General features: G+C 48.2%; 23 protein-coding genes. All 23 read left to right on the top strand.

Translation table 11 applies throughout. From position 1 onward, the window contains the following. Positions 1-9: 9 nt before the first annotated feature. The gene (gene clpP / locus CHK_RS05185) at positions 10-594 is read left to right on the top strand and encodes an ATP-dependent Clp endopeptidase proteolytic subunit ClpP (protein ID WP_046442980.1); all 585 of its coding nucleotides are present in this window, start codon (positions 10-12) and stop codon (positions 592-594) included. A 22-nt stretch (positions 595-616) separates the two neighbouring features. Next, positions 617-1,894 (top strand): ATP-dependent Clp protease ATP-binding subunit ClpX, encoded by a 1,278-nt coding sequence (clpX, locus tag CHK_RS05180; RefSeq protein ID WP_046442979.1) that lies wholly within the window; start codon positions 617-619, stop codon positions 1,892-1,894. A gap of 113 nt (positions 1,895-2,007) precedes the next feature. Then, positions 2,008-3,981 (top strand): DNA gyrase/topoisomerase IV subunit B, encoded by a 1,974-nt coding sequence (locus tag CHK_RS05175; RefSeq protein ID WP_046442978.1) that lies wholly within the window; start codon positions 2,008-2,010, stop codon positions 3,979-3,981. Further along, positions 3,962-6,403 (top strand): DNA gyrase subunit A, encoded by a 2,442-nt coding sequence (gene gyrA / locus CHK_RS05170; protein WP_160295596.1) that lies wholly within the window; start codon positions 3,962-3,964, stop codon positions 6,401-6,403. Before CHK_RS05175 ends, gyrA begins: the two co-directional genes overlap by 20 nt. Before the next feature lie 134 nt (positions 6,404-6,537). Further along, a complete protein-coding gene (locus CHK_RS05165; protein WP_242844867.1) occupies positions 6,538-6,825 on the top strand; it encodes a YerC/YecD family TrpR-related protein in 288 nt (95 codons plus the stop codon). A gap of 2 nt (positions 6,826-6,827) precedes the next feature. Beyond that, positions 6,828-9,005: an ATP-dependent helicase gene (locus tag CHK_RS05160; RefSeq protein ID WP_160295595.1), complete on the top strand. Its 2,178-nt coding sequence runs from the start codon at positions 6,828-6,830 to the stop codon at positions 9,003-9,005. Between the two features lie 12 nt (positions 9,006-9,017). Next, positions 9,018-10,982 carry an NAD-dependent DNA ligase LigA gene (ligA, locus tag CHK_RS05155; protein WP_046442975.1) on the top strand — a complete coding sequence of 655 codons (1,965 nt, stop codon included), beginning with the start codon at positions 9,018-9,020 and terminating at the stop codon, positions 10,980-10,982. A gap of 25 nt (positions 10,983-11,007) precedes the next feature. After that, positions 11,008-11,400, top strand: a complete 393-nt coding sequence (locus CHK_RS05150) for a C-GCAxxG-C-C family (seleno)protein (protein WP_046442974.1) — start codon at positions 11,008-11,010, stop codon at positions 11,398-11,400. A 114-nt stretch (positions 11,401-11,514) separates the two neighbouring features. Beyond that, a complete protein-coding gene (gatC, locus tag CHK_RS05145) occupies positions 11,515-11,802 on the top strand; it encodes an Asp-tRNA(Asn)/Glu-tRNA(Gln) amidotransferase subunit GatC (protein ID WP_046442973.1) in 288 nt (95 codons plus the stop codon). A gap of 8 nt (positions 11,803-11,810) precedes the next feature. Next, entirely contained in the window at positions 11,811-13,265 is a 1,455-nt protein-coding gene (gene gatA, locus CHK_RS05140; RefSeq protein ID WP_046442972.1) for an Asp-tRNA(Asn)/Glu-tRNA(Gln) amidotransferase subunit GatA, read from the top strand. 13 nt (positions 13,266-13,278) lie between these two features. After that, on the top strand, positions 13,279-14,706 hold the full coding sequence (gene gatB, locus CHK_RS05135) for an Asp-tRNA(Asn)/Glu-tRNA(Gln) amidotransferase subunit GatB (protein ID WP_046442971.1): 1,428 nt from the start codon (positions 13,279-13,281) through the stop codon (positions 14,704-14,706). Next, a complete protein-coding gene (locus CHK_RS05130) occupies positions 14,703-15,701 on the top strand; it encodes an AIR synthase family protein (RefSeq protein ID WP_046442970.1) in 999 nt (332 codons plus the stop codon). Before gatB ends, CHK_RS05130 begins: the two co-directional genes overlap by 4 nt. Before the next feature lie 67 nt (positions 15,702-15,768). After that, positions 15,769-16,635, top strand: a complete 867-nt coding sequence (locus tag CHK_RS05125) for a YicC/YloC family endoribonuclease (protein WP_160295594.1) — start codon at positions 15,769-15,771, stop codon at positions 16,633-16,635. A 13-nt stretch (positions 16,636-16,648) separates the two neighbouring features. Further along, positions 16,649-16,912, top strand: a complete 264-nt coding sequence (gene remA, locus CHK_RS05120; RefSeq protein ID WP_046442968.1) for an extracellular matrix/biofilm regulator RemA — start codon at positions 16,649-16,651, stop codon at positions 16,910-16,912. A 13-nt stretch (positions 16,913-16,925) separates the two neighbouring features. Beyond that, positions 16,926-17,486, top strand: a complete 561-nt coding sequence (gmk, locus tag CHK_RS05115; RefSeq protein WP_046442967.1) for a guanylate kinase — start codon at positions 16,926-16,928, stop codon at positions 17,484-17,486. 27 nt (positions 17,487-17,513) lie between these two features. Next, complete coding sequence (gene rpoZ / locus CHK_RS16335) at positions 17,514-17,720, top strand: DNA-directed RNA polymerase subunit omega (RefSeq protein ID WP_046442966.1); 207 nt, start codon at positions 17,514-17,516, stop codon at positions 17,718-17,720. 2 nt (positions 17,721-17,722) lie between these two features. Next, positions 17,723-18,913 (top strand): bifunctional phosphopantothenoylcysteine decarboxylase/phosphopantothenate--cysteine ligase CoaBC, encoded by a 1,191-nt coding sequence (gene coaBC / locus CHK_RS05105; protein ID WP_046442965.1) that lies wholly within the window; start codon positions 17,723-17,725, stop codon positions 18,911-18,913. 69 nt (positions 18,914-18,982) lie between these two features. Next, positions 18,983-21,190, top strand: a complete 2,208-nt coding sequence (priA, locus tag CHK_RS05100; protein ID WP_046442964.1) for a replication restart helicase PriA — start codon at positions 18,983-18,985, stop codon at positions 21,188-21,190. A gap of 11 nt (positions 21,191-21,201) precedes the next feature. Beyond that, positions 21,202-21,687, top strand: coding sequence for a peptide deformylase (gene def / locus CHK_RS05095; RefSeq protein WP_046442963.1), 486 nt, complete (start codon positions 21,202-21,204; stop codon positions 21,685-21,687). Further along, positions 21,671-22,630, top strand: a complete 960-nt coding sequence (gene fmt / locus CHK_RS05090; RefSeq protein ID WP_235811553.1) for a methionyl-tRNA formyltransferase — start codon at positions 21,671-21,673, stop codon at positions 22,628-22,630. Before def ends, fmt begins: the two co-directional genes overlap by 17 nt. Positions 22,631-22,636: 6 nt before the next feature. After that, positions 22,637-23,935, top strand: a complete 1,299-nt coding sequence (gene rsmB, locus CHK_RS05085) for a 16S rRNA (cytosine(967)-C(5))-methyltransferase RsmB (protein WP_046442961.1) — start codon at positions 22,637-22,639, stop codon at positions 23,933-23,935. Beyond that, a complete protein-coding gene (gene rlmN / locus CHK_RS05080) occupies positions 23,932-24,969 on the top strand; it encodes a dual-specificity RNA methyltransferase RlmN (RefSeq protein ID WP_046442960.1) in 1,038 nt (345 codons plus the stop codon). Before rsmB ends, rlmN begins: the two co-directional genes overlap by 4 nt. A 220-nt stretch (positions 24,970-25,189) precedes the next feature. Continuing rightward, the coding region (tnpA, locus tag CHK_RS05075) for an IS200/IS605 family transposase (protein ID WP_046442959.1) at positions 25,190-25,534 on the top strand (345 nt) is incomplete at its 3' end.

Genomic DNA, 25,534 nt, shown 5'->3' with positions numbered 1-25,534 from the left:
GGTTAATTTATGAGTTTAGTACCGATTGTGGTAGAACAAACAAACAGGGGAGAGCGTTCTTATGATATCTTCTCCAGACTGTTAAAGGACAGGATCATCTTCTTATCGGGTGAGATAGACGACGTTGTGGCCAACCTGGTCGTGGCGCAGCTGATCTTCCTTGAGGCTGAGGATCCGGATAAGGATATTTACTTATATATCAACAGCCCGGGCGGTTCGATTACGGCCGGAATGGCGATTTTTGATACGATGCAATATATTAAGTGCGATGTCAGCACGATTTGTATCGGTATGGCGGCTTCCATGGGAGCGTTCCTGATGGCGGCTGGTCAGAAGGGGAAGAGAAAGGCGCTTCCCAACAGTGAAATTATGATCCATCAGCCGCTGGGCGGCGCGCAGGGACAGGCGACAGATATTGCAATCCATGCGCAGAGGATCATTGACATCAAAGATAAGATGAACAGGATTTTGAGTGAAAGAACAGGACAGACGCTGAAAAAGGTTCAGAAGGATGTGGAACGCGATTACTTTATGACAGCGGACGAAGCGCTTAGCTATGGTATTATCGACGAGATCATCCCAGCCAAGCAGTAAGCGTTAGAGGTGAAATTAGAATATGTATAATGAGTTTAATGATGGTGAAAACCAGATCAAGTGCACATTTTGTGGTAAAACGCAGGATGAGGTACGTCGTCTGGTTGCCGGCCCGGGCGTATATATTTGTGATGAATGCGTAGAGCTCTGCCGGGAGATCATCGATGAAGAATTCAAGGAAGCTGCAAAGTTTGACTTGAAGGAAATTCCAAAGCCTTCAGAAATCGTTAAAACGCTTGACGATTATGTGATCGGACAGGATAAGGCAAAAAAATACCTCGCAGTTGCGGTGTACAATCATTATAAGAGGATCAATGCAGAGTCCGCTGAGGACGACACAGAGATTCAGAAGAGCAATATCCTGATGCTTGGACCTACCGGAAGCGGAAAAACGCTGCTTGCGCAGACGCTTGCACGGGTGCTGAACGTTCCTTTTGCAATCGCAGATGCAACGTCGCTTACCGAAGCCGGATATGTCGGCGAGGATGTTGAAAATATCCTGCTGAAACTGATTCAGGCGGCTGACTTTGATATTGAGCGTGCCCAGAAGGGGATCATCTATATCGACGAGATCGATAAAATTGCGCGCAAGACGGATAATCCGTCGATTACGCGCGATGTATCGGGAGAGGGAGTGCAGCAGGCGCTTCTCAAAATCCTGGAAGGAACGGTTGCAAGCGTGCCCCCACAGGGCGGCAGGAAGCATCCGCATCAGGATTTCCTGCAGATCGATACGACAAATATCCTGTTCATCTGTGGCGGCGCGTTTGACGGACTCGATTCGATTGTCGAGAGCCGTACAGGGCAAAAATCAATGGGCTTTGGAGCGGATGTAAAGAGCAAGCAGGAAAAGGATGTAAGTGCGCTGCTGGCGCAGATTCAGCCGGAGGATTTGCTGAAATTCGGTCTGATCCCGGAATTTGTGGGAAGGCTGCCGGTGGTTGTGAATCTGCAGATGCTCGACGAGCAGGCGTTGGTGGAAATACTCAAAAAGCCTAAGAATGCGCTTACAAAGCAGTTCAGAAAGCTGTTTGAGATCGACGGCGTAGAGCTTGAGTTTGAAGACGATGCGCTTAAGGCTGTTGCGAAGCTTGCGATTGAACAAAAAACGGGAGCAAGGGGCCTTAGGAGCATTATTGAATCCTCTATGATGGATATTATGTATGATATTCCGTCGCGTGACGATGTGCTGAAGTGCGTCATCACAAAGGAAACGATCGATTCCAAAAAGCCGATGCTTGTAATGGGTGAAAACACCGTAAAAGCCAAGCTGAATAAAAAGGAAGAAACCGCTTCTTAAGGAAAAGGACAAAAGGACGGGGAGTAAAATCACCGTCCTTTTTTGATTGCCATATTTAGTGGTGTGTTATATAATAATACAGTATGTATACATAATATTGTGGAGGAAACATAATGTCAAAGACATATACGGCAGGCGATATACAGGTGCTGGAAGGACTTGACGCGGTCAGGCGGCGCCCGGGAATGTATATCGGCACAACAAGTTCAAAGGGATTGCATCATCTGTTATGGGAGATTGTGGACAATGGAATCGACGAAGCGGCAAACGGTTTTGCGGATAAGCTTACGGTGACGATTCATCCGGATAATTCCATATCGGTGGAGGACAACGGAAGGGGAATCCCAACGGGGCTTCATCCGGAGCTGAAGGTATCCGGTGTCGAGGTTGTTTTCACACAATTACACGCAGGCGGAAAATTTAACAATGAAAACTATGCTTATTCCGGTGGGTTGCATGGCGTAGGCGCGTCGGTGGTGAACGCTCTTTCGAGATGGCTTACGGTGGAGGTTTATCAAAACGGAAAGGTTTTTTACCAGAAATATGTATCTGAAACGGATGCAAAGGGCAAAATGCAGGTTGGGAAGCCTGTTGGGGCGCTGAAGGAGATTGGCGAGACAAAGAAAAAAGGTTCGAAGATCACCTTCCTTGCGGACGATTCGATTTTTGATAATATTGATTTCCAATACGACGTAATCAGAAGAAGGCTCAGGGAGCTTGCATTCCTGACCAAAGGGCTGCATATTACGCTCATCGACGAACGCCAGCTTGCGGGCGGCAGGCCGAAAAAGGAAACATTTGAATATACGGGGGGAATCGTTGATTTTGTCCTGTACCTGAATAAGGATAAGACGCCGCTCCATGCGGCTCCGATTTTGCTTGAAGGACAGAGAAATGGAATTATTGTGAGTATTGCGATGCAATATAATTCAAGCTATACGGAGAGTATTTTCTCTTATGTCAATAATATTCCGACCACCGAGGGCGGAATGCACGAAACTGGCTTTAAGACCGCGATCACAAAGGTAATGAACGATTATGCGCGCAGCAATAACCTGCTGAAAGAAAAGGAAGCCAATCTTACAGGCGACGACTTCCGCGAAGGGCTTTGCGCGGTTGTGAATATTAAGATGAAGAACGTACAGTTTGAAGGGCAGACGAAGACAAAGCTTGGCAATGCGGAAGCGCGCGTAGCGGTGGAAGCGGTTGTAACGGAAAAACTTTCCGCTTTTATGTCTGACCTCAACAATACCCAGATATGTACCAAGATACTGGAAAAGGCAATCGGCGCGGCGCGGGTGCGCGACGCGGCGCGTAAAGCGAAGAAAATGGAGCGGGCAAAGAACAAGCTTGAGAATTCGCCGCTTGTCGGCAAGCTTTCCGCCTGTACGGGGCGTAAAGCTGAGCTCAACGAACTATTTATCGTTGAGGGCGACAGTGCCGGAGGAAGCGCGAAGCAGGGACGCGACAGGCGGTTCCAGGCTATTCTGCCGTTGCGGGGTAAGCCGCTCAACGTGGAGAAAAAACGAATTGACCAGGTGCTTGCCAACGAAGAGTTTCGTTCGATTATTACGGCGCTTGGCGCTGGCTTTGACGATAGCTTTCAGCTCGAAAATATTAAGTATAACAAGGTAATTATCCTTGCGGACGCGGACCAGGACGGCGGGCATATCCGTACCATTTTGATTACCTTTTTCTATCGGTATTTCAAGGACCTGATTACGGACGGGCATCTTTACATTGGCCGTCCGCCGCTCTTTAAAATTGCCAAGGGAAACAAGACGTTATATGCCTACAATGACGAGCAGCTGGAAAAAGCAAAAAGCGAGATCGGACGGGGTTATACGGTGCAGCGATATAAGGGATTGGGAGAAATGAATCCGGAGCAGCTTTGGGAAACGACCATGAACCCGGAAAAACGTTCGTTGATCCGCGTGACAATCGAGGACCTCGCGGATGTGGAGCAAATAGTATCTACGCTGATGGGCGATAATGTGGAACCGCGCAAGCAGTATATCGCGGAACACGCAAATTTCAACAAACAGGATAATTTTGAGGTGGTGCAGCATGAAAACGAAGCAAATTGATTTTAACGAAGAGATCATAGATGCGGCGCTGGGCGAGGTTATGCACACCTCTTTTATGACGTATGCCGAATATGTAACGCTTGAACGGGCCCTGCCACGCGTGGAGGACGGGCTTAAGCCGGTGCAGCGCCGTATTTTGTATACGATGTACGACCTTGGCATCCTTCCGGACAAGCCATTTAAGAAATCGGCAAGGATTGTCGGGGAAGCGCTTGGCAAATACCATCCGCATGGCGATACCAGCGTTTACGACGCAATGGTACGCCTCGCACAGCCGTATGCAATGCGAATGCCGCTTGTGGATGGACACGGCAATTTTGGCTCTATGGACGGCGACAGCGCGGCTGCAATGCGTTACACAGAGGCGAGGCTTTCGCCGCTGGCGCTTGAAATGCTGCGGGATTTGAATAAGGATACGGTATCGTTCCGTCCAAACTTTGACGATACGGAACGTGAACCGGACATGCTTCCGTCACGTTACCCAAATCTGCTTGTGAATGGATCTTCCGGGATCGCTGTAGGTCTTGCAACAAACGTGCCGCCGCACAACCTTGGCGAGGTGATCGGCGGCGTTACAGAGCGCATCGAACATCCGGATTGCTCTTTGGAGGATGTGATGAAGCACATCAAAGCTCCGGACTTCCCGACGGGCGGATATCTGCTCGAGGGCGACGGGCTGAAGCAGGCCTACGAAACAGGCAAGGGCAAGATTTATATTCGTGCGAAGGCACATATAGAGAAAACGACCTCCGGAAAAAACCTGATCGTAGTGACGGAAATTCCTTACGAAGTTAAGAAATCAGCAATGCTCGAAAAGATTCTGTCGGTCAGCGAAAATAAAAAAGAAATTTTCGCGGGGATCGCGGATATTCGCGATGAATCTGACAGGGAAGGCGTACGCGCCGTAATCGAGGTTCGTAAGGGGCATGATCCGGAAAAAATATTAAATCTTCTTTATAAATATACGGATCTGCAGACAACATTTGGCATCAATATGATGGTGATTGCAGACGGAGCGCCCAAGCAGCTCGGGCTTTTGAAGATTATTGACTATTACATCAAGCACCAGAAAAATGTAATTACGCGTAGAACCCAATTCGACCTTGAGCGGGCGGAGAAACGTGAACATATTCTGCTTGGGCTTATTATTGCCGTCAAAAATATTGACCGCGTGATCAAGATCATCCGTGCTTCAAAAAATACAGAGGAAGCTAAGCGCAGCCTGATGAAGGAATTCAACCTGACCGGCGTTCAGGCGCAGGCGATACTCGATATGCGTCTTGCACGGCTGACCAATCTCGAAGTAGAACTGCTGGAAAATGAATATAAGGAAGTCGTTGCGTTGATCAAATACCTGCGCTCCATCCTTGGATCGGAAACGAAGCTGCTTGAGGTTATTAAAGAAGAACTGACGGCTATCAAAGATAAATATGCAGACAAGCGCCGTACCCAGCTGATGAAGGAAGAGCATGCGCAGATTGAAGTGGACGAGAGCGAATTTGTTGTCGTCGAGGAATGCACAATACTCATGACGCGTGCCGGAAATCTGAAACGAATGTCACAAAAGGCGTTGCAGAAAGGGATGGAAGCTGAAGAACTCGAAGAAAAGCTGCAGCCTGTATTCCTTGTGCCCACCGATACGGCAAGTAAGATTTACGTCTTTACCAATAAAGGCAATATGCTTATGCTCCCTGTTTCATCTATCCCGGAGGCACGGATGAAGGAAGCAGGAAAATCCCTGAATGCTCTTGTGAGCGGACTTGACCAGGGAGAAGAGATATTAAATATTATAACCAAAAACGATTTTGCAAAGGGACTGATGTATTTTGCAACGCGGGGAGGCCTTGTCAAAGCGACGCAGATGGAAGAGTTCGACGTCAAAAAATCCAAAATCATGGCGTGCGGCTTAAAGGACGGCGACGAATTGATTTATGCAAAGCCTTCGGAGGCAGAGCAGGATAATATGCTTTTCATCACTTCGGACGGCATGTCGATCAACATCCGCAAGAGCGAGGTTTCTGTTATGGGAAGAAGCGGCAAGGGAGTTGGCGCAATCAAGCTTGGAAAGCATTCGCGTGTCGTTTTTGCGGAACAGATTCAGAACGGTCAGGATGGAAACGTTTTGTTGATGACGGAAAAGGGCTATGCTAAGCTCACGCCAATCGCTGACTTTGACGAACAGGGAAGGAATGGAAAGGGATTGAAATCCTATCAGCTTACGGAGGCGACTGGAAAAGATGTTGTGGGCGCGCTGCTTATAGAGAAAATCTGCATGGTAACAAGCGTCCAGAAATCAGGCGAATTGCATAAAATCAAAACGGATGACGTTCCTGTGGATGCCAGAAACACAAAGGGAGAACAGGTGGTACTGGCGCTTATGGGAAATGACGTCGTGAAGCTTTATAAAAATATTTTTGAATAATAATTGATTTTGCTTTTTCAGCTACTTGAGAAAGAGTTGTAGTTTTTTTTCGCGTAGTAATGTGTTAAAATGTAGGTGTATGACAATACCTGCATTTTTGCATTGAGAGGTGTTTTAAATTGTTCGAATCGAAATTGAAATCCAAAGAACTTGACGCGCTGTTTGAGGCGATCCTTTCGCTTAAAAACGAAGAGGAATGTTACCTGTTTTTTGAGGACCTGTGCACGGTTGCGGAGTTGTCTGCGATTGGGCAGCGCTATAAGGTTGCACAAATGCTGGCAGATAAAACGACCTGCCATGCCATTGCAGATAAAACAGGAGCCTCTACCGCCACAATCTCGCGTGTAAACAAGTGCCTTAATTATGGTACAGGCGGATACCAGATGGTGCTCAAACGAAATAAAAAACAGCAGGGAGAATGACGTTGCACGGATTAAATGAAAGACAGCAGAAAGCGGTGGAGACGATCACGGGAGCCGTACTTGTTCTTGCGGGCGCGGGAAGCGGTAAAACACGCGTTCTTACAGAGCGTGTGGCCTACCTGATCAACGAAAAAAGAGTTGCGCCGTGGCAAATACTCGCAATTACATTTACCAACAAAGCGGCGCAGGAAATGCGCGAACGTATTTCAGGCGTTGTGGACGTGGATATGCGGGATATGTGGATCAGCACCTTTCACGCAATGTGTGTGCGGATGCTGCGGCGGTATGCGCAGAAAATAGGGTATACCAGAAATTTCCTGATTTATGACACGGACGATACGCTGCGCCTGATGAAAAAAATACTGGAAAAGAAGGGGCTTAAGGAGAATAAGTCATATTCGGACCGATATATGAAAAACCTCATCAGCAAGTATAAAAACGACAGTACGACGCTTGATTTCGATCAGTATGCGGAAGAAAAAAATCCTTTTGTCGCAGAGCACGCAGAGGCGATCTTTGAAGAATATACGCAGGAATTGCACCGGCAGAATGCCATGGATTTCGACGACCTGCTCCTCAATACCCTGCGGCTTTTGGAGACGGACGAGGAAGCGCGCGATTATTACCAGAGGAAATTCAGGTATATCCTGGTGGACGAATACCAGGACACCAATATGGTTCAGTATAAGCTGATCAAAATACTCTCCGAAGGATATGGAAATATCTTTGTGGTGGGTGACGACGATCAGTCCATTTATGCGTTCCGTGGGGCGAACATCAGGAATATCCTTGAATTTGAAAAGGATTTTCCGGGGGCGACTGTGATCCGGCTGGAGCAGAATTACAGGTCGGATAAAAAAATTCTGAACGTTGCGAACTGTGTGATCAAAAACAATGAAGGGCGTAAAGGCAAGACGCTGTGGAGCGATATCGATAAGGGAGATAAACCAGTCCTTTATACAGCGAACAGCGAGTTTGAGGAAGCTGAAACCATAGCAAGGGAAATACAGCGGCTTTCAGATGAGGGAATGCGCTATTCCGATATGGCGATTTTGTACCGCATCCATACGCTTTCGAGGATTCTCGAGGAAAAGCTGCGCCTTTATGCGATTCCTTACAGGATTTACGGGGGGATCAGCTTTTACGAACGCAAAGAAATCAAGGACATGGTGGCTTACCTCAATATTATTGCCAATCCTGCGGCAGACCTGCAGTTGTTGCGTATCATCAATACGCCCAAGCGCGCGATCGGCGGGGCAAAAATCACGATGCTGACAGAAGCGGCGGCTTATAACGATATCCCAATCCTTGATGTGATGCAAAACGCAAATGTTTTGCTTACGGATAAAGCGCTTATAAAGAAGGCGAACGAATTTGCCGCGCTTTATGAAAAAATGACCGAAGGCAGGGAAGAAAAGGCAGTACATGAGATATTGGAGCAGGTCTATGAGGTTTCGGGATATAAAGCGATGCTGGAGGCAGAGCAGACACCGGAGGCGGAAGCTCGTATGGAGAACGTTGCGGAGCTGATTAACTCCGCATATACCTATGATGCTGACGAGGATGCTTCCCTGGAGGGCTTTTTACAGAATATTGCGCTTATTACGGACCTTGACAGCATGGACGACCAGGGCGGTGTGACGCTGATGACCATGCACGCGGCAAAGGGGTTGGAGTTTGACGCAGTGTTTGTGGCAGGGATGGATGAGAATATCTTTCCAAGCCAAAGGGCGATTGACGAGGATAATGTGGAGGAAGAACGCAGGCTCTGTTATGTGGCGGTGACGCGTGCAAAGGAAAGGCTGTACCTGCTGCATTCAAATGTCAGGACGCTTTATGGACGGATGCAGCCGTCCGTACAGTCACGTTTTTTGGATGAGATTGACGAAGATATGCTCAACCGCATCGGCAAAAAGCAAAAACCGGTGATTGCGGCGCAGCAGACGCAGTCAAAGCCAACTTTCTTTTCAGGAGACGGTTTCAATCTGGAAAAGAGCAAGCCGCAGAAGGTGAGCGGGGATTATCAGATTGGAACTGTGGTTGAGCACAAGACATTCGGACGTGGCAAGGTAAAGACAATCATGGGAGAAGGCGATTCGCGCGTCGCGGTCGTCGACTTTTATGAGGTTGGCGAAAAGAAGATGTTTTTGGCATTTGCTTCGTTGAAAATTTTGAAATAGGCAGGATGCGCGATGGAACGCATGAGAGAACTCATCGACAAACTGAATGACTACGCCTACCGGTATTATGTACTGGACGATCCGGCTGTGGCGGATGTGGAGTATGACCGCCTGTATGACGAGCTTGTTATGCTTGAAAAGGAAACGGGCGTAACAGAAAGCGATTCTCCCACGCAGCGCGTGGGCGGTAAGCTGCTGGAGGGCTTTCGTAAGCACGTGCATCTCGCGCCCTTGTGGAGTCTGGATAAGGCACAAAGCGTTCAGGACGTTATACTGTGGCAGGAACGAACCAACAAACAGATCGAGCAACTTGGCCTGCCAAAGGCAAGCTATTCGCTGGAATATAAGTTTGATGGACTGACGATCAACCTTACCTATGAGGATGGATTCCTTGCGGGTGCGGCGACGCGTGGAAATGGAATAGTGGGGGAAGATGTGACTGCACAGGTCAAAACGATACAGTCTATCCCACTTAAAATTGATTTTAAGGGCAAAATGGAGGTTCAGGGGGAGGCGATCATGCGCCTCTCTGTTTTGGAGGAATATAACAAAACCGCAGAGGAACCGTTAAAGAACGCGCGTAATGCGGCTGCGGGGGCTATTCGTAACCTCGATCCGGCGCAAACTGCGAAACGGCATCTGGATGCGTTTATCTACAATGTCGGCTATATCGAAGGAAAGGAATTTCAGAACCACAGTGAAATGCTCGATTTCCTGCGGGAAAACAAATTCAACGTAAGCACATACGAAAAGATTTTTTCTGACGTTGCGGACATCAAAAAAGCAGTGGACGATGTTGAGGAAACACGTGGAGGGCTTGATTTTCTGATCGACGGGATGGTAATCAAGCTGACGGATTTCAGAACGCGCGAGGCGCTTGGATATACGCAGAAATTTCCGCGGTGGGCGATTGCCTACAAATTTGCCGCAGAAGAAATGACCACAAAGATACTTGATGTAACATGGGATGTAGGACGGACGGGAAAGCTGACGCCGCTTGCGCATCTTGAACCTGTGGAGCTTTCGGGCGCTACGATCAGGAGGGCGACACTCAACAATTATGAGGATATCCTTCGCAAGAGGGCAGCTGTGGGGGCGAAGGTATTCATCCGCCGTTCAAACGACGTGATTCCTGAAATCCTTGGCGCAACGCCTGTGCAGGACGGCGGGCTGGTTCCAATCGAAAAGCCGGAGTTTTGCCCGGCCTGCGGTACGAGGCTTGAAGAAATCGGCCCGAATCTTTATTGCCCAAACTCCCTGAACTGCAAGCCGCAGCTTACGTCGCGTATGGTGCATTTTGTTTCGCGTGATGCGATGGATATTGAAAACCTGAGCGAAAAAACGATAGGGCTTTTATTTGAAAAAATGGACATTAAGGATATTGCGGCGATTTACTCTGTAACAAGAGAACAGCTTTTGGAGCAGGAGGGATTTAAGGACAAGCGTGCAGATAACATTATTTCCGCGATTGAGGCGAGCAAACATCCGCCGCTTGCAAACTTTATTTATGCGCTTGGAATTTCAAACGTTGGGAAAAAGACGGCAAAGGACCTCGCGAGGACGTTCCATACCTACGAAGGTATTAAGAATGCGACGTACGACGAATTGATCGCCATAAACGATATAGGTGACGTTGTGGCAAACGACCTGATTGACTTTTTTGCAAACGAAAATTATATGCGCGTAGTGCAGGAATTATTCGACGCGGGAGTCGTTCCGCAGGAGGATGAGGGAATCAGGCAGGGAGGCCTGTTTGAAGGCAAAACGTTTGTCCTTACCGGAACGCTTACGCAGTTTACGCGCAAGCAGGCGCAGGAATTGATTGAAAGCCTGGGGGGAAAAACGAGTTCATCGGTCAGTAAAAAAACAGATTATGTCGTGGCGGGCGAGAGTGCGGGAAGCAAGCTTGAAAAGGCGCAGGCGCTTGGCGTTACGGTTGTCAGTGAGGATGAATTCAGCCGGATGGCACAGGCATAACGGTATCATAAATGGAGGAACGGGTATGTTAAAGGAAAAAGCAAAGGAATACTACAATGACAAGGATTACAACTGTGCTGAGGCAATCATTCGCGCGGCAAACGACGTGTATGACCTTGGTATCAATGAAGCCGGTTTGAAATCCTATGGATGCTTTGGAGCGGGAATGCAGTGCGGGAGCGTTTGCGGTGCTGTTAGCGGGGCTATGGGCGCAATCAGCGCAAAGGAAGTAAAAACGATTGCACATGAAAGCGAAACGCTTGGCCCGAAATGCAGGGAAATGATGAAGGGATTTGAGGAACGTTTTGGGCACACTTTATGTAAAGAGGTACGCAAGAATCAATTTTCCAAAGAAACGCGGTGCTGGAAAGCTGTGGAGGGTGCGGCTGAAATACTGGAGCCGATCATGGAAAAATAATGGCAAAGGGAAGGGCGTTGACCATTCCTTTTTTACTTGCAATATTGTTCACGGCAAAACAGATTTATGATATAATATATGATTATATGAATTTGGGAAAAGGATGGAAAGAATATGCGCGTCACAATAGAAGAAGTAGAAAAAATCGCATCGCTTTCGATGCTCAGCCTTACAGATGAAAAAAAACAAATGCTGCAAAAAAACCTGGATGAAATCCTCGCGCACGCTGAAAAGCTCAATGAGCTGGATACGGAAGGCGTGGAACCGACGAGCTATATTTTAAAACAGCAAAACGTCGTACGCGAAGACATACCCGGGAAAGTTTGGGAGCGGGATGATATGCTCAAAAATGCACCGGAACGGGAAGACGGATGCTTTGTCGTGCCAAAGGTAGTGGACTAGGAGGGGCTATGGAACTCAGGGAACTGAACATAAAGCAGGCTGCGGAGCTGCTTGACAAAAAGGAAATATCGTCTGCAGAGCTGACGCAGGCCTGTATCGACAGGATTGAGGCGGTGGAGCCGCAGATAAATGCACTCGTGACAGTGTGCGCGGAGCAAGCGCTGGAAACAGCGAAACGTGTGGATGAAAAACGCGCAAGGGGAGAAAAACTTGGCAGGCTTGCGGGGATTCCAACCATAATTAAGGATAATATGTGCACAAAGGGGGTGCTATCGACGGCATCCTCCAAGATGCTTTATAATTATAAGCCGGTATATGACGCAACTGTAATTGAAAAACTGAAGGCCGAAGACTATGTAATGCTTGCAAAGGCAAATATGGATGAATTTGCAATGGGCTCTTCTACAGAAACTTCTTATTACGGTGTGACAAAGAATCCGTGGGATACGACACGCGTGCCGGGCGGCTCTTCGGGCGGCAGTGCGGCTTGCGTTGCGGCGGATGAAGCGATATTCGCGCTTGGATCAGATACGGGCGGCTCGGTCCGGCAGCCTGCGGCATTTTGCGGTGTGGTTGGACTAAAGCCCACCTATGGGACTGTATCGCGGTTTGGGCTGATGGCGTTTGCCTCATCTCTCGACCAGATCGGGCCATTGACCAAAAATGTTGAGGATTCCGCCTTTGTGATGGATATCATTGCGGGCAACGATAAAAAGGACTCCACCTCTGCAATTATGGAATATCCGCATTATGGCGAAGGTATGAAGCAGGACGTTAAAGGCCTGAGAGTAGGTATTCCAAAAGAATATTTACAGCAGGAGATTGATCCTGAGGTGAAGCAATCCTACCTTGATGCGATCAAACTTTTTGAGGATATGGGTGCGGTTGTTGAGGAAACATCGCTTCCTACCTTTGATTATGCGCTTTCCGCATACTATGTCATTGCTTCTGCGGAGGTCGCGTCGAATCTTTCGCGTTTTGACGGGATACGCTATGGGTACCGCACAGAGCAATACGACGATTTGAAACAGATGTATAAAAACACACGTTCCGAGGGGTTTGGAGACGAGACAAAGCGCCGGATTATGCTGGGCAATTATGTTTTGAGCTCGGGTTATTACGATGCTTATTACCTGAAAGCGCTCAAGGTAAAAACATTGATCAAAAACGATTTTGAACGTCTGTTCGAAAAATACGACGTTCTGATTTCGCCAACCGCACCCTCGCCGGCGTTTCAGGTAGGCGCGAAATCCAATCCGCTTGAAATGTATCTGAACGATTTGTTTACGGTGCCGGTGAATATTGCGGGCGTAACAGCTATTTCGCTGCCGTCAGGCGTTACAAAGGAAGGTTTGCCCGTTTCGGTGCAGATCATTGCGAAGGCGTTTGACGAAAACACGATGTTCCGTGCAGCCTATCATTTTGAGCAGGCAGTGAAATTTGACCGGAAACCGACATTATGATGGAGAGAATGCAATGAAATACGAAACAGTGATTGGGCTTGAAGTTCATGTTGAGATGGCGACGGAAACAAAAATTTTCTGCGCCTGCAAAAATAAATTCGGCTCGGAACCGAATACGAACGTTTGTCCGGTATGCCTTTCCATGCCGGGAACGCTGCCGGTTTTGAACATGCAGGCGGTGGAATACGGCGTACGCGCCGGGTTATCCTTAAATTGTGAGATACCAAATTATTCCAAGCTTGACAGGAAGGGATATTTTTATCCGGACCTTGCAAAGGCATACCAGATTTCCCAGTTCGATTTTCCGCTTTGTTCGCGCGGGGAGGTTGAGCTGGATGTGGATGGGGAAAAGCATACGATAGGTATTACGCGCATCCATATCGAGGAGGATGCGGGAAAGCTTGTGCACCAGGGAACGGAAAGCCTTGTGGACTATAACCGCGGCGGCGTGCCGCTGATGGAGATCGTCACGGAACCGGATTTTCGGAATGCGGCGCAGGTAAAGGCATTCCTTGATACGGTAAAGGCAAATATGGAATATATTGGCGTATCGGACTGCAAGATGGAAGAAGGATCGATGCGCTGCGACGTAAATATTTCAGTAAGGCCGGAGGGCGAAACGACGTTCGGCACGCGTACTGAACTGAAAAACATCAACAGTATATCGGCGGCGCAGCGTGCAATCGAATATGAGGCGAAGCGCCATATTGAGGTAATCGAGGACGGTGGAAGCATTGTGCAGGAAACACGCCGCTGGGACGACGCAAAAGGAAAGACGTTTTCAATGCGTGATAAAGAGGAAGCGCATGACTACAGGTATTTCCCGGATCCTGACCTCGTGCCGGTCTATTTGACGGATGAGCATATTGCGGAAATCAAAGCTTCGCTGCCTGAGCTTCCGGCTGCAAAGCGTGAGCGCTATGTATCGGAGTTTGGCTTGCCGGAATACGACGCGGGGATTCTTACGATGTCCAAGTATACCGCAAAGCTGTTCGAGGAAAGCGTAGCGCTCTATAACGAGCCCAAGGCAATCAGCAATTATATTATGGTAGATCTTGCGCGGCTTATGAAGGAAAATAACATTGAGCCGGAGAACATCCCGGTTTCGCCGCAGGATTTTACCGATCTGTTAAAGCTTGTGGCGGATGGTGTGATCAATTCCAGCGTGGGAAAACAGGTGTTTGAGGAAATGTTCAAGACGGGTAAAAAACCCGCGCAAATTGTGGAAGCTAATGGACTCAAACAGATTGATAACGCGGATGAAATCCTTACGATGGTTCAGCAGATTATAAAAGACAATCCAAAGCCGGTTGCAGATTACAAAGGCGGTAATGCAAAGGCAATGACTTTTTTTGTCGGCCAGGTAATGAAAGCCACAAAAGGAAAAGCAAATCCAAAAACGGTAAACGAACTTGTAAAGGCGGAGCTTGACAAGGCATGAAACAGGGAAAGCTGACAAACGCAAAGCTGCAGGAGCTTGTTATCAATAAAATTACGCCAAAAAATTCTGAAACCGTCGTAGGCGCGGGTGTGGGAGAAGATTGTTGCGCTGTGCGCGTAGGCAGCGACCTTTGCGTGGTTTCTACGGATCCGATCACCGCGGGCGGCGAGCAGACGGGCACGCTTGCAATCCACATCAACGCAAACGATATTGCAGCGGCGGGCGCAGTTCCAATCGCTGCGCTGACGACTCTACTGATTCCGCCGTGTGCGGCGGAAGAGCAGATCAAAAAGATTATGGCGCAGCTTACGGAAACAGCGGGAAGCCTTGGAATCGATATCATTGGCGGTCATACGGAGGTTACGGACAGCGTTTCACGTCTGGTGGTTTCTGTTGCGATAATCGGAAAGCCGGTGATTCCCGGTAAAATGTTTAAAACTGCTGACATGAAGGTGGGGGACGACCTCATTATGACAAAATATGCCGGGCTGGAAGGTACGGCGATCATCGCGAGCGAATACAGGGAAGAGCTTCGGGGAATGCTCACAGGGGAAGATGAAGACGAACTGAAAATGATAAAAGAATCGCTGAGCGTTGTACGGGACGGTACCTTTGCGGCAGGGATCGACGGCGTAAGCGCGATGCACGACATTACCGAGGGCGGCGTGCTTGGGGCGGTATGCGAGATGAGCGAAGCCTCAGGGACAGGCGCGTCGATCGATTTTTCAAAGGTGCCGGTGCTATCCGTCACAAAGAAAATCTGTGAAAAATACGGTCTGGATATTTATGGACTTATTTCAAGCGGTAGTATGATGATATCCGCGAAAGACGGACAACGCGTGGCGGAGCGTCTTATAAAGAACGGGATTATGGCTACGGTGATTGGAAAAGTGACAGAGCGGGGCGTATACGATATCTCTTCCGGCGGGAAAAAACCGCTTACGCCTTATCAGGCGGACGAACTGTACAAAGTCCTGGAAAGAGATGCTTTATAACGCTGATATTGTATGATATAATAATATGCAATGATTTTGAAAACGAGGTATGCGCGCATTGAAAAGCATGACTGGCTTTGGTAAAAGCGAGATCGCGATAGACGGCAGGAAACTGCGGGTGGAAATCAAAACGGTAAATCACCGCTTTTTGGATATCAGTATCCGTGAGCCGCGGTTTATGATGTTTTTAGAGGATGAAGTCCGTAAATATTTAAAGAAGCACCTGTCGCGCGGCAGGGTGGATGTGTTTATCTATTATTCTTCGGAGCGGATCGACGCGAAAAAGGTCATTGTGGATATGCCTCTTGTTACAGCATATTTGCAGGCGGCGCGGGAGATTACCGAAGGCACCGGTATCGAAAACGATGTAACGGTTTCGCAGCTGATGCGGCTGCCGGATGCGGTTACCTATGAGGACGAAAATTCAGACGAGCAGGCTTTGAAAACCCTGTTGTATACCAACCTCGACGCGGCACTTGCAGAGCTTACCGCCTCCAGGGAAAAGGAGGGGGCACAGCTTAAGGGGGATATCATAGCACGGCTTGATACGATTCTGGCCTATGCAAGGGAAATCGAGTCAAAAGAAGACGTTGTCGTCACGGAGTATAAAGCCAAGCTGAAAGAGCGGTTACAGGAAATACTCGACGGAGCAGACGTTGACGAGCAAAGGCTTGCGCAGGAGGTGGCGTTTTACGCCGACCGTTGTAATATTACAGAAGAGCTTGTGCGTATCAAAAGCCATGTAAAACAGTTCAAAGCGGCGGCGGAGGAAAATACGTCGCAGGGCAGGAATATGGATTTCATTGTGCAGGAGCTCAACAGGGAATTTAACACGATTGGTTCCAAAACGCAGGATAATGAAATATTAAAACGGGTGATCGCCGGCAAAGGCGAGATTGAGAAAATAAGGGAACAAATACAAAATATCGAGTGAGGAGAAAGATCATATGGCTATCAAGCTTATCAATATAGGATTTGGCAACATTGCTTCGGCAAGCAGACTGGTCGCGATTGTGAGTCCGGAGTCGGCGCCGATCAAAAGGATCATCTCGGAAGCACGCGCAAAGGGCAGGCTCATTGACGCTACTTATGGAAGGCGTACGCGCGCAGTCGTGATCATGGACAGCGATCATGTGATCTTATCGGCAGTTCAGCCGGAGACAGTCGCCAACAGGATCATTACGAAAGACAACGACGATTCTGACGATTGAGGACAGGCGAAGAATGAGTGAGCAAAAAACAGGGAAATTGATTATTATTTCCGGCCCTTCCGGTGCGGGAAAAGGAACGATTGTGGAGCAGCTTTTGAAGGATGGTTCCTACGAGCTTTCGATTTCGTGCACCACCAGGAAACCGCGCGGGCAGGAGCGCGAAGGCGTAAATTATTTTTTTAAAACGCCTGAGCAATTCCGTAAAATGATCGATGAGAACGCATTTCTGGAATATGCGGACGTATTTGGATGCTGCTATGGCACGCCAAAGGAATATGTGCTCAACAAATTGAGCCAGGGCAAAAACGTTATTCTGGAAATCGACGTGCAGGGAGCGGTGCAGGTGAAGGAAAATTATCCGCAGGCAATGATGATATTTATTCTTCCGCCGTCGGAGGAAATATTGCTGGAACGCCTTCGTGGACGGGGGACGGAAACGGAAGAGCAGATCGCAAAACGGTTTGGAAAGGCAAAGACTGAAATGGCTTATGCAGACCGTTATGGATATAAAGTGGTAAACGATGATTTAATGACCGCTGTGGAGGAAATCCGCAGCATCATACAGAATAGTTAAGGAAGAGAAAAACGGAGGTTTTATTTTATGATACATTTGGAGTTGAACGACTTGCTTTCCAAGGTGGACTGCAGATACACGCTGGTAGTGGAAACGGCAAAACGTGCACGTCAGTTGATTGACGGGGCGCAGCCTCTTACGGAGCCGGCAGATAAGAATCCGGTATCGCAGGCTGTTGACGAAGTGTTGAAGGATAAGGTAACTTACATCAGGGTAACAGACGGAATCAAATAGAAATGTTAGAAGGAAAGAACGTCCTTTTGGGCGTGACAGGCGGAATTGCAGCCTACAAGAGCGCAAATCTTACAAGTATGCTGAAAAAAGCGGGAGCGGAAGTGGATGTTGTTATGACAGAGGCTGCCGCCCGTTTTGTTACGCCGCTTACTTTTGAAACGCTCAGTAAAAATGCGGTGACGACAGATTTATTCTCGCGGGAAAAACCGTGGGAAGTGGAGCATATTGCGCTTGCAAAGAAAGCGGAGCTTGCCATTGTTGCGCCTGCTTCGGCAAACACGATTGCAAAGCTTGCGTGCGGCATTGCGGATAATATGCTGACGACGACACTGCTTGCATGCAAGTGCCCGGTTTTTGTCGCACCGGCGATGAACACGGCAATGTATGAGAATATTGCAACGCAGGTGAATTTGCAGATACTGCGTGACAGGGGATTTTTTATTATCGCACCAGAGGCGGGAGAGCTTGCCTGTGGGGACACAGGACAGGGACGAATGCGCGAACCGCAGGAAATTCTTGCCGCGGTTGAAGAAGTATTAAAAAAAAAGAGTGAGCTTGCCGGAAAAAAGGTATTGATCACCGCGGGGCCGACACGTGAAGCGATTGATCCGGTACGGTATTTGACGAATCGTTCTTCCGGAAAGATGGGCTATGCGCTTGCGGAAAGCGCGATGCGGCATGGGGCGGAAGTACATCTTGTTTCCGGTCCGGTTGCAATACCCGCGCCGCGGGATGTGTCCGTATACCCGGTACAGAGTGCAGCGCAAATGTATGAGCAGGTGATGGAGCTGCGGCAAAAAGCGGATATTATCATCATGTGCGCTGCCGTTGCGGATTATGCGCCTGTAAAATGTGCGGAGCATAAGATGAAAAAGCAGGACAGCCTTACGATTGAGCTGGAGAAAACAAAGGACATCCTGTCCGAGCTTGGAAAGAATAAGAGCGCTTATCTTGCGGGCTTTGCAGCGGAAACGCAGAATCTGGAAGGATACGCAAAGGACAAACTCTCCCGCAAGAATCTCGATATGATTATTGCAAACGATGTATCCGGCTTGGATGCAGGGTTTGACAGCGAGTACAATGCCGTCTCGATTTATAAGCGAAGCGGAGGAGCGACACATTTTGAGCGCGACAGCAAACGTAATTTGGCGGATAAAATTATAATGGAGATTATCAGTGATAACCGGCAGTAGGGAGTTTCAGTTATAAACACGAGACGAAAGAGCGTACCTGGTACGCTTTTTTAGGACGCGGAGGTTTTATTGTACGCAAACGTGATTGTCGATATCTCACACACACAAGTGGACAAGGTGTTTGAATATCGGATACCGGAACAAATGAATATCATGCCGGGAATGCGGGTAGCCGTGCCGTTTGGAAAAATGGGAGAGACGGAGGGCGTCGTAATTGGCCTTACGGAAACTGCGGAATATCCGCCGGAAAAGATTAAGCATGTATTACGCCCGCTTGACGATTTTTGCGCGCTGACGCAGGAGCAGATTACCCTTGCGGAATTTATCAAAGAAAAGTATAACGTAACCCTTGCGAGTGCGTTGCGTTTTATGCTGCCCGCACAGGTGAGAGGCGGCAGGATCGCGGCAAAAATGCAGAACCAGGTGAAGCTTGAGCTTGGAGGAAACGCTTTATCAGAGGCTGAGGGAGCGCTTAAAAAAAAGGACGGCGCCGTGAAGTTCCCACGGCAGCTTGAGGTAATTGAACACCTGAAAAAATATGGAGATACGCCTCTTTCAAACCTGAATGCGTCGGCTGTAAAGTCCCTCGAAAAAAAGGGCGTGGTCAAAGTAGTTGGCGTTGAGGTTTCGCGCCGGCCGTTTGAAAAGCAGGTGGAGCGTACGCCTGATTTTGAGCTGACGGAAAAGCAAAAACAGGTGCTGGATGAAATACTGGAAAATGAGAATAAGCGTTTTTTGTTGCACGGGGTAACGGGCAGCGGAAAAACAGAAATCTATATTCGGGTAATAAGGGATTGCCTTGCAAAAGGAAAAACAGCGATCTTGCTGGTGCCGGAAATATCGCTTACACCGCAGACCTATCAGTTTTTGAAGCGCCGGTTCGATGAGGAAATTGCGGTGTTTCATTCCGGGCTTTCGGCAGGAGAACGTTTCGATGAATGGATGAAGGTTAAGCGGGGACAGGCCAGAATCGTGCTTGGAGCGCGTTCCGCTGTATTTGCACCGCTCGAAGATATCGGTGCAATCATCATTGACGAGGAGCACGAAACCAGCTATAAAGCAGATAATTATCCCAAATATACCGCGCATGAAATTGCACGGAAGCGTTGCGAGCTCCAGGACGCAATCCTGATTTTGGGCAGCGCTACTCCACAGGTAGATACCTATTACAGGGCGCAGCAGGGGGAATATAAAATTTTAAAGATGCCCAACAGGCTCTTTGATTTGCAGCTCCCGGCTGTTGAGATCGTGGATATGTGCGATGAGCTGAAGCAGGGAAACCGTACGGCAATCAGCGGCCGGCTTTACGATGAACTCGAACGTACGCTGCAGGTTGGAAAGCAGGCCATGTTGTTTTTAAACCGCAGGGGGTATTCCACATTTGTGATGTGCCGTTCCTGCGGATATGTGGTGAAATGCGATAGCTGCGATGTCACAATGACTTATCATAAGTCACAGGATATTTTGAAATGTCATTATTGCGGCAGGACAAAAACGCCGGAGACGACTTGCCCGGAGTGCGGCAAGCCGCATCTGAAGTATTTTGGTACCGGGACGCAGCAAATTGAAGAGCAGGTAAAGCAGCTTTTCCCGCAGGCGCGTATATTGCGTATGGACCTTGACACAATGGCGACAAAGGACGCGCATCTGCGTTTGTTTGAGAAGTTTGCGGCGCACGAGGCGGATATCCTGCTTGGTACGCAGATGATTACAAAGGGTTTTGACTTTAAGGATGTGACGCTTTCGGCAGTACTCGCTGCGGATACGATGCTCAATATCCCGGACTTCCGCAGCGCGGAACGTACCTTTTGCCACATCACGCAGATTGCAGGGCGTGCGGGGCGAAAGGAACCGGGGACTGTGATTTTACAAACCTATAATCCCATGCACTATGCGATCCAATACGCCAAATATCATGATTACGAGGGCTTTTACCGGGAAGAAATCGCAATGAGGGAAATGGCCAAGCTGCCGCCTTTCTCCATCTACCTGCAAATACAGTTTTCAGGGGAGAAGGAAACGCTTGTAATCAGTGCGGTGAAAGATTTTATCCATCAATTAAAAACTGTGTTATTGCCGCATAAAAATGATATAATAAGTATCAGGGCGTCGGAATCGGCGATCAAACGCATCAAGAATATGGAACGTTACCAGATATTGATCCATTTGAAAAACGACGACAAAAAGATGATTGACGAAATTTTTAAGACGTTTAATCGTATGAAATATGAAGGTGTATTGACCGGAATCGATATCAATCCGGCAAACATGGCGTAACGGAGGCAGCTATGGCAACAAGAACAATTTTACTAAACGATAATCCGAGATTGAGAAAACATTCGCGCGAGGTGACTGCGATCAATAAGCGCATCCTCGATTTGCTGGATGATATGGCGCAAACGATGTATGAAGCGCGGGGCGTTGGGCTTGCGGCTCCACAGGTAGGCGTTTTGCGGCGCGTGGTGGTAATCGATGTGGGCGAGGGGCTGATAGAACTGATTAACCCGGTAATTGTGCATACGGAAGGCCAACAACGTGAAGAGGAAGGCTGTCTTTCCCTGCCGGATGACGCAGGCTATGTGATTCGGCCTGCAAAGGTGACGGTCAGGGCGCTTGACCGCAATGGAGAAGAACGCGAATATGTGGGGGAAGAGCTTCTTGCGCGCGCCTTCGCGCATGAGATCGATCATCTCGACGGCATATTGTTTACTGACAAAATGGTTGAACGCGTGGAAGTGAATGAGGATAACAGGGAAGATGAACCGGAACTCTAGGATTGTTTTTATGGGGACGCCGGATTTTGCCGTTCCCGCTTTAAAGATGCTGGTTGAGCAGCAATATAATGTCGTAGGCGTATTTACGCAGCCGGACAGGAAAGCCGGACGCGGGCATAAGATGACGCCTCCTCCTGTAAAGGTGCTGGCACAGGAGCAGGGCATTCCGGTATACCAGTTTGAGAAGGTGCGCGTGCCGGAAGGCGTACAGGCAATCAGGGATTTAAACCCAGACCTTCTGGTAACGGCGGCGTTCGGACATATTCTGACCGAAGAGATTCTTGCGATACCGCAATATGGTTGTATTAATGTGCATGCTTCGCTGCTTCCAAAGCTGCGTGGAGCTGCGCCGATCCAGTGGGCGATCATCAATGGGGAAAAAGAAACGGGCGTTACCACAATGTATACGGTGCTTGCGCTTGACGCAGGCGATATTCTGGAGCAGCAGGGTATTTCGATCCTAAACGACATGACTGCGGGAGAGCTCTACAGGGAGCTGAGCGCGCTTGGGGCGGAGGTGCTCGAACGCACGCTGCAAAAGCTTGAAGCAGGCACGCTCGTGCGTATGCCGCAAAGGGAAGAAGATGCAACATATTTTCCAATGTTTAAAAAAGGCTTTGGAGAAATTGATTTTGAAATGACCTGTGAGAAAATTTATGACTTTGTGCGCGGAACGAACCCTGCGCCGGGCGCTTACATGATGTATGGGGAAGAAAAGATCAAGGTTTTTCGTGTCAGTATACAAAATGGGGAGACAGGAAAGCCCTGTGGCAGCGTACTTTTTGCAAATGATAAGCAGGGGCTTGGCATCAGCGCAAAGGACGGAATAATTGTGATCGAGGAAATGCAGCGGCAGGGGGCGCGCCGTATGGCGGCAAAAGACAGCCTGCGCGGAAAAAAGGTTGAAGAAGGTTACATTTTTACCAACAAACATGGAGAATAGATTATTTTGAATGCAAGGCAGGCGGCACTGGAAATCGTATCCAATGTGCTGAAAAATAAAAGCTATCTGAATCTTGAAAGCAAGCGCGTATTATCTGCAAACTGGAGTGCGGAGGATAAGCGCTTTATTACTGCGCTTGCAAATACGACGATAGAAAATCTATTTCGCATCGATTACGTGCTAAAGCAATTTATTACGGCAAAACGCGTGCATGCGGTGATTATGAACATATTACGGATCGGGGCCTGCCAGCTGTTGTTTTTCGAATCGGTGCCGGCATCCGCCGCTGTGAACGAAAGCGTCAAGCTCGTTGAAAAGGTTGGGAAACGCCAACTGAAAGGGTTTGTTAACGCGACGCTGAGAAATCTTTCCAAAAACCTTGGGAAGATCAGTTACCCGGACAGGGAAACAGATCTCGCAGAATTTTTGCATATTTTTTACAGCTATCCCAAATGGCTGTGCGAAAAGTACCTTGCCGAATATGGCGAGCAGCAAACCGAACAGATGCTGAGTTTTTCGAACGACCATTCCCTGACCTGTGTACGGAAAAACCTGCTCAGGGATATGCGGTTGCCGGAGAACTTTTCGGCAGGGAAATATTTAGAGGATGCCTTTTATATCAAAAATGCGTCTTCGATTGAAAAAATGCCGCTTTTTACCGGCGGGGGGATCGCTGTTCAGGGAGAAGCTTCTATGCTGTGCGTGCACGCCGCAGGGATTGGAAAACAGGACCGTGTCCTCGATGCGTGTGCTGCGCCGGGTGGAAAAAGCGCATATGCGTCACAATTTGCATCTGGTGGGCAAATCGTATCGATGGAGCTTTATCCACACAGGGCAAAGCTGATTGAAGAGACCTTTGAACGATTGGGCGTAGCAAATGCGCAGATACTGGTGCAGGATGCAAGTAAGGATATTTGCGACTATCATGACGGCTTTGACGTAGTGATGGTGGATGCGCCGTGCTCTGCATTGGGGCTTTTATACCGTAAGCCGGATATTAAGATTCTGAAACAGAAAGAGGACATACCGCCGCTTGTGAAGACACAGAGAGCTATCCTTGAGGCTTGCGCTTCTTACGTAAAAAAGGGGGGAACGCTTCTTTATTCCACATGCACGATTGACCGCGCGGAGAACGAGGATAATATGGAATGGTTTTTGAAAGGGCACCCGGAGTTTGTGATGAATGAACCTGGCAAGTATCTTCCGGAAAAGCTTTCGAAAAGGCTGCACGGTGGGATGCTGCAGCTTTTCCCGCATATAGACGGAATCGACGGATTTTTTATTGCGAGGCTCAAAAGAATATGAACGGTTTACTGGATTACAATATTGATGAATTAAAAGACCTGCTTGCCGGTATGGGTGAAAAGCCGTTCCGGGCCGGGCAGATTATGAAGTGGCTTTCGATGGGAAAACCGTTTGAAGAAATGACGGACCTCTCAAAGGAATTGCGGAGAAAATTAAGGGAAGGGTATTCGGAAGGATACGCAAGGACAGTAACGGTCGCGCAGTCTGTGGACGGTACAAAAAAGTACCTGTTTGAATTTGAAGACGGCAGCACCGTGGAGAGCGTATTCATGCAAAAAAATTATGGTAATACAATTTGCGTTTCTACGCAGGTTGGATGCCGTATGGGCTGTGAGTTTTGCGCTTCCTGCGCCGAGGGGCTGAAACGAAATCTTTCGGCGGGCGAAATACTTGCGCAGGTAACAGCGGTGAATGCAGACCAGGGTGAAGGAAGAAACATCACGAATATCGTACTGATGGGGATGGGCGAGCCTTTTGATAATTATGATCAGGTTGTGAAGTTTCTGCGGCTTGTAAACAGCGAAGCGGGACTGCATATTGGGATGCGTAATATTTCGCTTTCTACCTGTGGGCTTACGGAGCGCATACGGCAGTTTGCGGGGGAGAATTTACCCGTGACACTCTCGATTTCGCTGCATGCCGCATCGGACGGAAAACGTGTTAAAATTATGCCTTCCGCAAAGCAGTATAAAATTGCAGATATTTTGGATGCGGCGAACGGATATTTTCTGGCAACCGGACGGCGCATTATTATCGAGTATGCTGTGATCGATGGTTTTAACGATGGCAGGGAAGATGTACTGCTTTTAAAAGAAGCGCTGCAGGGGATGAATTGCCATATCAACCTGATACCGCTGAATCAAAACGACGGGCTTGCCCTGAAAGCGCCGGAAAAACGCAGGGTATACGCTTTTTGCGATATGCTTGCAGAAGAAGGACTGTCTGCAACGGTCAGGAAATCCATGGGAAGCGATATTGCAGGAGCCTGCGGTCAGCTGCGGCAACAGCATTTGGATGGCGGAAACATAAAGTGAACCGGTCCCTGATATAGAAATATTTTCCCTGATTTTCACAAAATAACCGACAATTTTGTATAAAACAAACAGAAAGGACTGCGAAATAAAAAATCGCAGTCCTTTTTAGTATGTCTTTAGCCAGTTGAGGGAGCGAAGCGAACGAAACAAAAACCCACCCGTTAAACGGGTGGAAAAAGAAAGCTTACAGCGCAAAAAACTCCTTTCGAGTAGAATGTAGATGTTCAGGCTACATGAAAACGAGAAAGGAGTTTTTCGAATAGATAAAAGTTTAGCGCATAGTAAGTGGATATGTAAGTATCATATCATATTTACACCAAAGTATCGAAGAAAAATTATCTATAACAAGGTGAGAAAAGATTTGCAGGAATGTATCAGAAAGTTATGTAAATACAAAGGAGTAGAAATTATCGAAGGAAGTTTGATGCCGGATCATGTGCATCTGTTGTTGAGTATACCACCAAAATATAGTGTAGCGAGCTTTATAGGATACCTAAAAGGAAAAAGTGCAATGATGCTGTTTGACAGGCACGCAAATCTAAAATATAAATTTGGGAACAGGCAC

Source organism: Christensenella hongkongensis (genome assembly GCF_000981035.1).
GTDB classification, from domain to species: Bacteria; Bacillota; Clostridia; order Christensenellales; family Christensenellaceae; genus Christensenella; species Christensenella hongkongensis.
This window is presented reverse-complemented; position numbering and strand designations above follow the sequence as displayed.

Coding starts and splice junctions, on each gene's coding strand:
- clpP (WP_046442980.1), top strand. CDS start 10: ATGAGTTTAGTACCGATTGTGGTAGAACAAACAAACAGGGGAGAGCGT.
- clpX (WP_046442979.1), top strand. CDS start 617: ATGTATAATGAGTTTAATGATGGTGAAAACCAGATCAAGTGCACATTT.
- gatC (WP_046442973.1), top strand. CDS start 11,515: ATGCGCGTCACAATAGAAGAAGTAGAAAAAATCGCATCGCTTTCGATG.
- gatB (WP_046442971.1), top strand. CDS start 13,279: ATGAAATACGAAACAGTGATTGGGCTTGAAGTTCATGTTGAGATGGCG.
- CHK_RS05150 (WP_046442974.1), top strand. CDS start 11,008: ATGTTAAAGGAAAAAGCAAAGGAATACTACAATGACAAGGATTACAAC.
- ligA (WP_046442975.1), top strand. CDS start 9,018: ATGGAACGCATGAGAGAACTCATCGACAAACTGAATGACTACGCCTAC.
- CHK_RS05130 (WP_046442970.1), top strand. CDS start 14,703: ATGAAACAGGGAAAGCTGACAAACGCAAAGCTGCAGGAGCTTGTTATC.
- CHK_RS05125 (WP_160295594.1), top strand. CDS start 15,769: ATGACTGGCTTTGGTAAAAGCGAGATCGCGATAGACGGCAGGAAACTG.
- fmt (WP_235811553.1), top strand. CDS start 21,671: ATGAACCGGAACTCTAGGATTGTTTTTATGGGGACGCCGGATTTTGCC.
- rpoZ (WP_046442966.1), top strand. CDS start 17,514: ATGATACATTTGGAGTTGAACGACTTGCTTTCCAAGGTGGACTGCAGA.
- coaBC (WP_046442965.1), top strand. CDS start 17,723: ATGTTAGAAGGAAAGAACGTCCTTTTGGGCGTGACAGGCGGAATTGCA.
- gmk (WP_046442967.1), top strand. CDS start 16,926: ATGAGTGAGCAAAAAACAGGGAAATTGATTATTATTTCCGGCCCTTCC.
- rlmN (WP_046442960.1), top strand. CDS start 23,932: ATGAACGGTTTACTGGATTACAATATTGATGAATTAAAAGACCTGCTT.
- gyrA (WP_160295596.1), top strand. CDS start 3,962: ATGAAAACGAAGCAAATTGATTTTAACGAAGAGATCATAGATGCGGCG.
- remA (WP_046442968.1), top strand. CDS start 16,649: ATGGCTATCAAGCTTATCAATATAGGATTTGGCAACATTGCTTCGGCA.
- def (WP_046442963.1), top strand. CDS start 21,202: ATGGCAACAAGAACAATTTTACTAAACGATAATCCGAGATTGAGAAAA.
- CHK_RS05175 (WP_046442978.1), top strand. CDS start 2,008: ATGTCAAAGACATATACGGCAGGCGATATACAGGTGCTGGAAGGACTT.
- gatA (WP_046442972.1), top strand. CDS start 11,811: ATGGAACTCAGGGAACTGAACATAAAGCAGGCTGCGGAGCTGCTTGAC.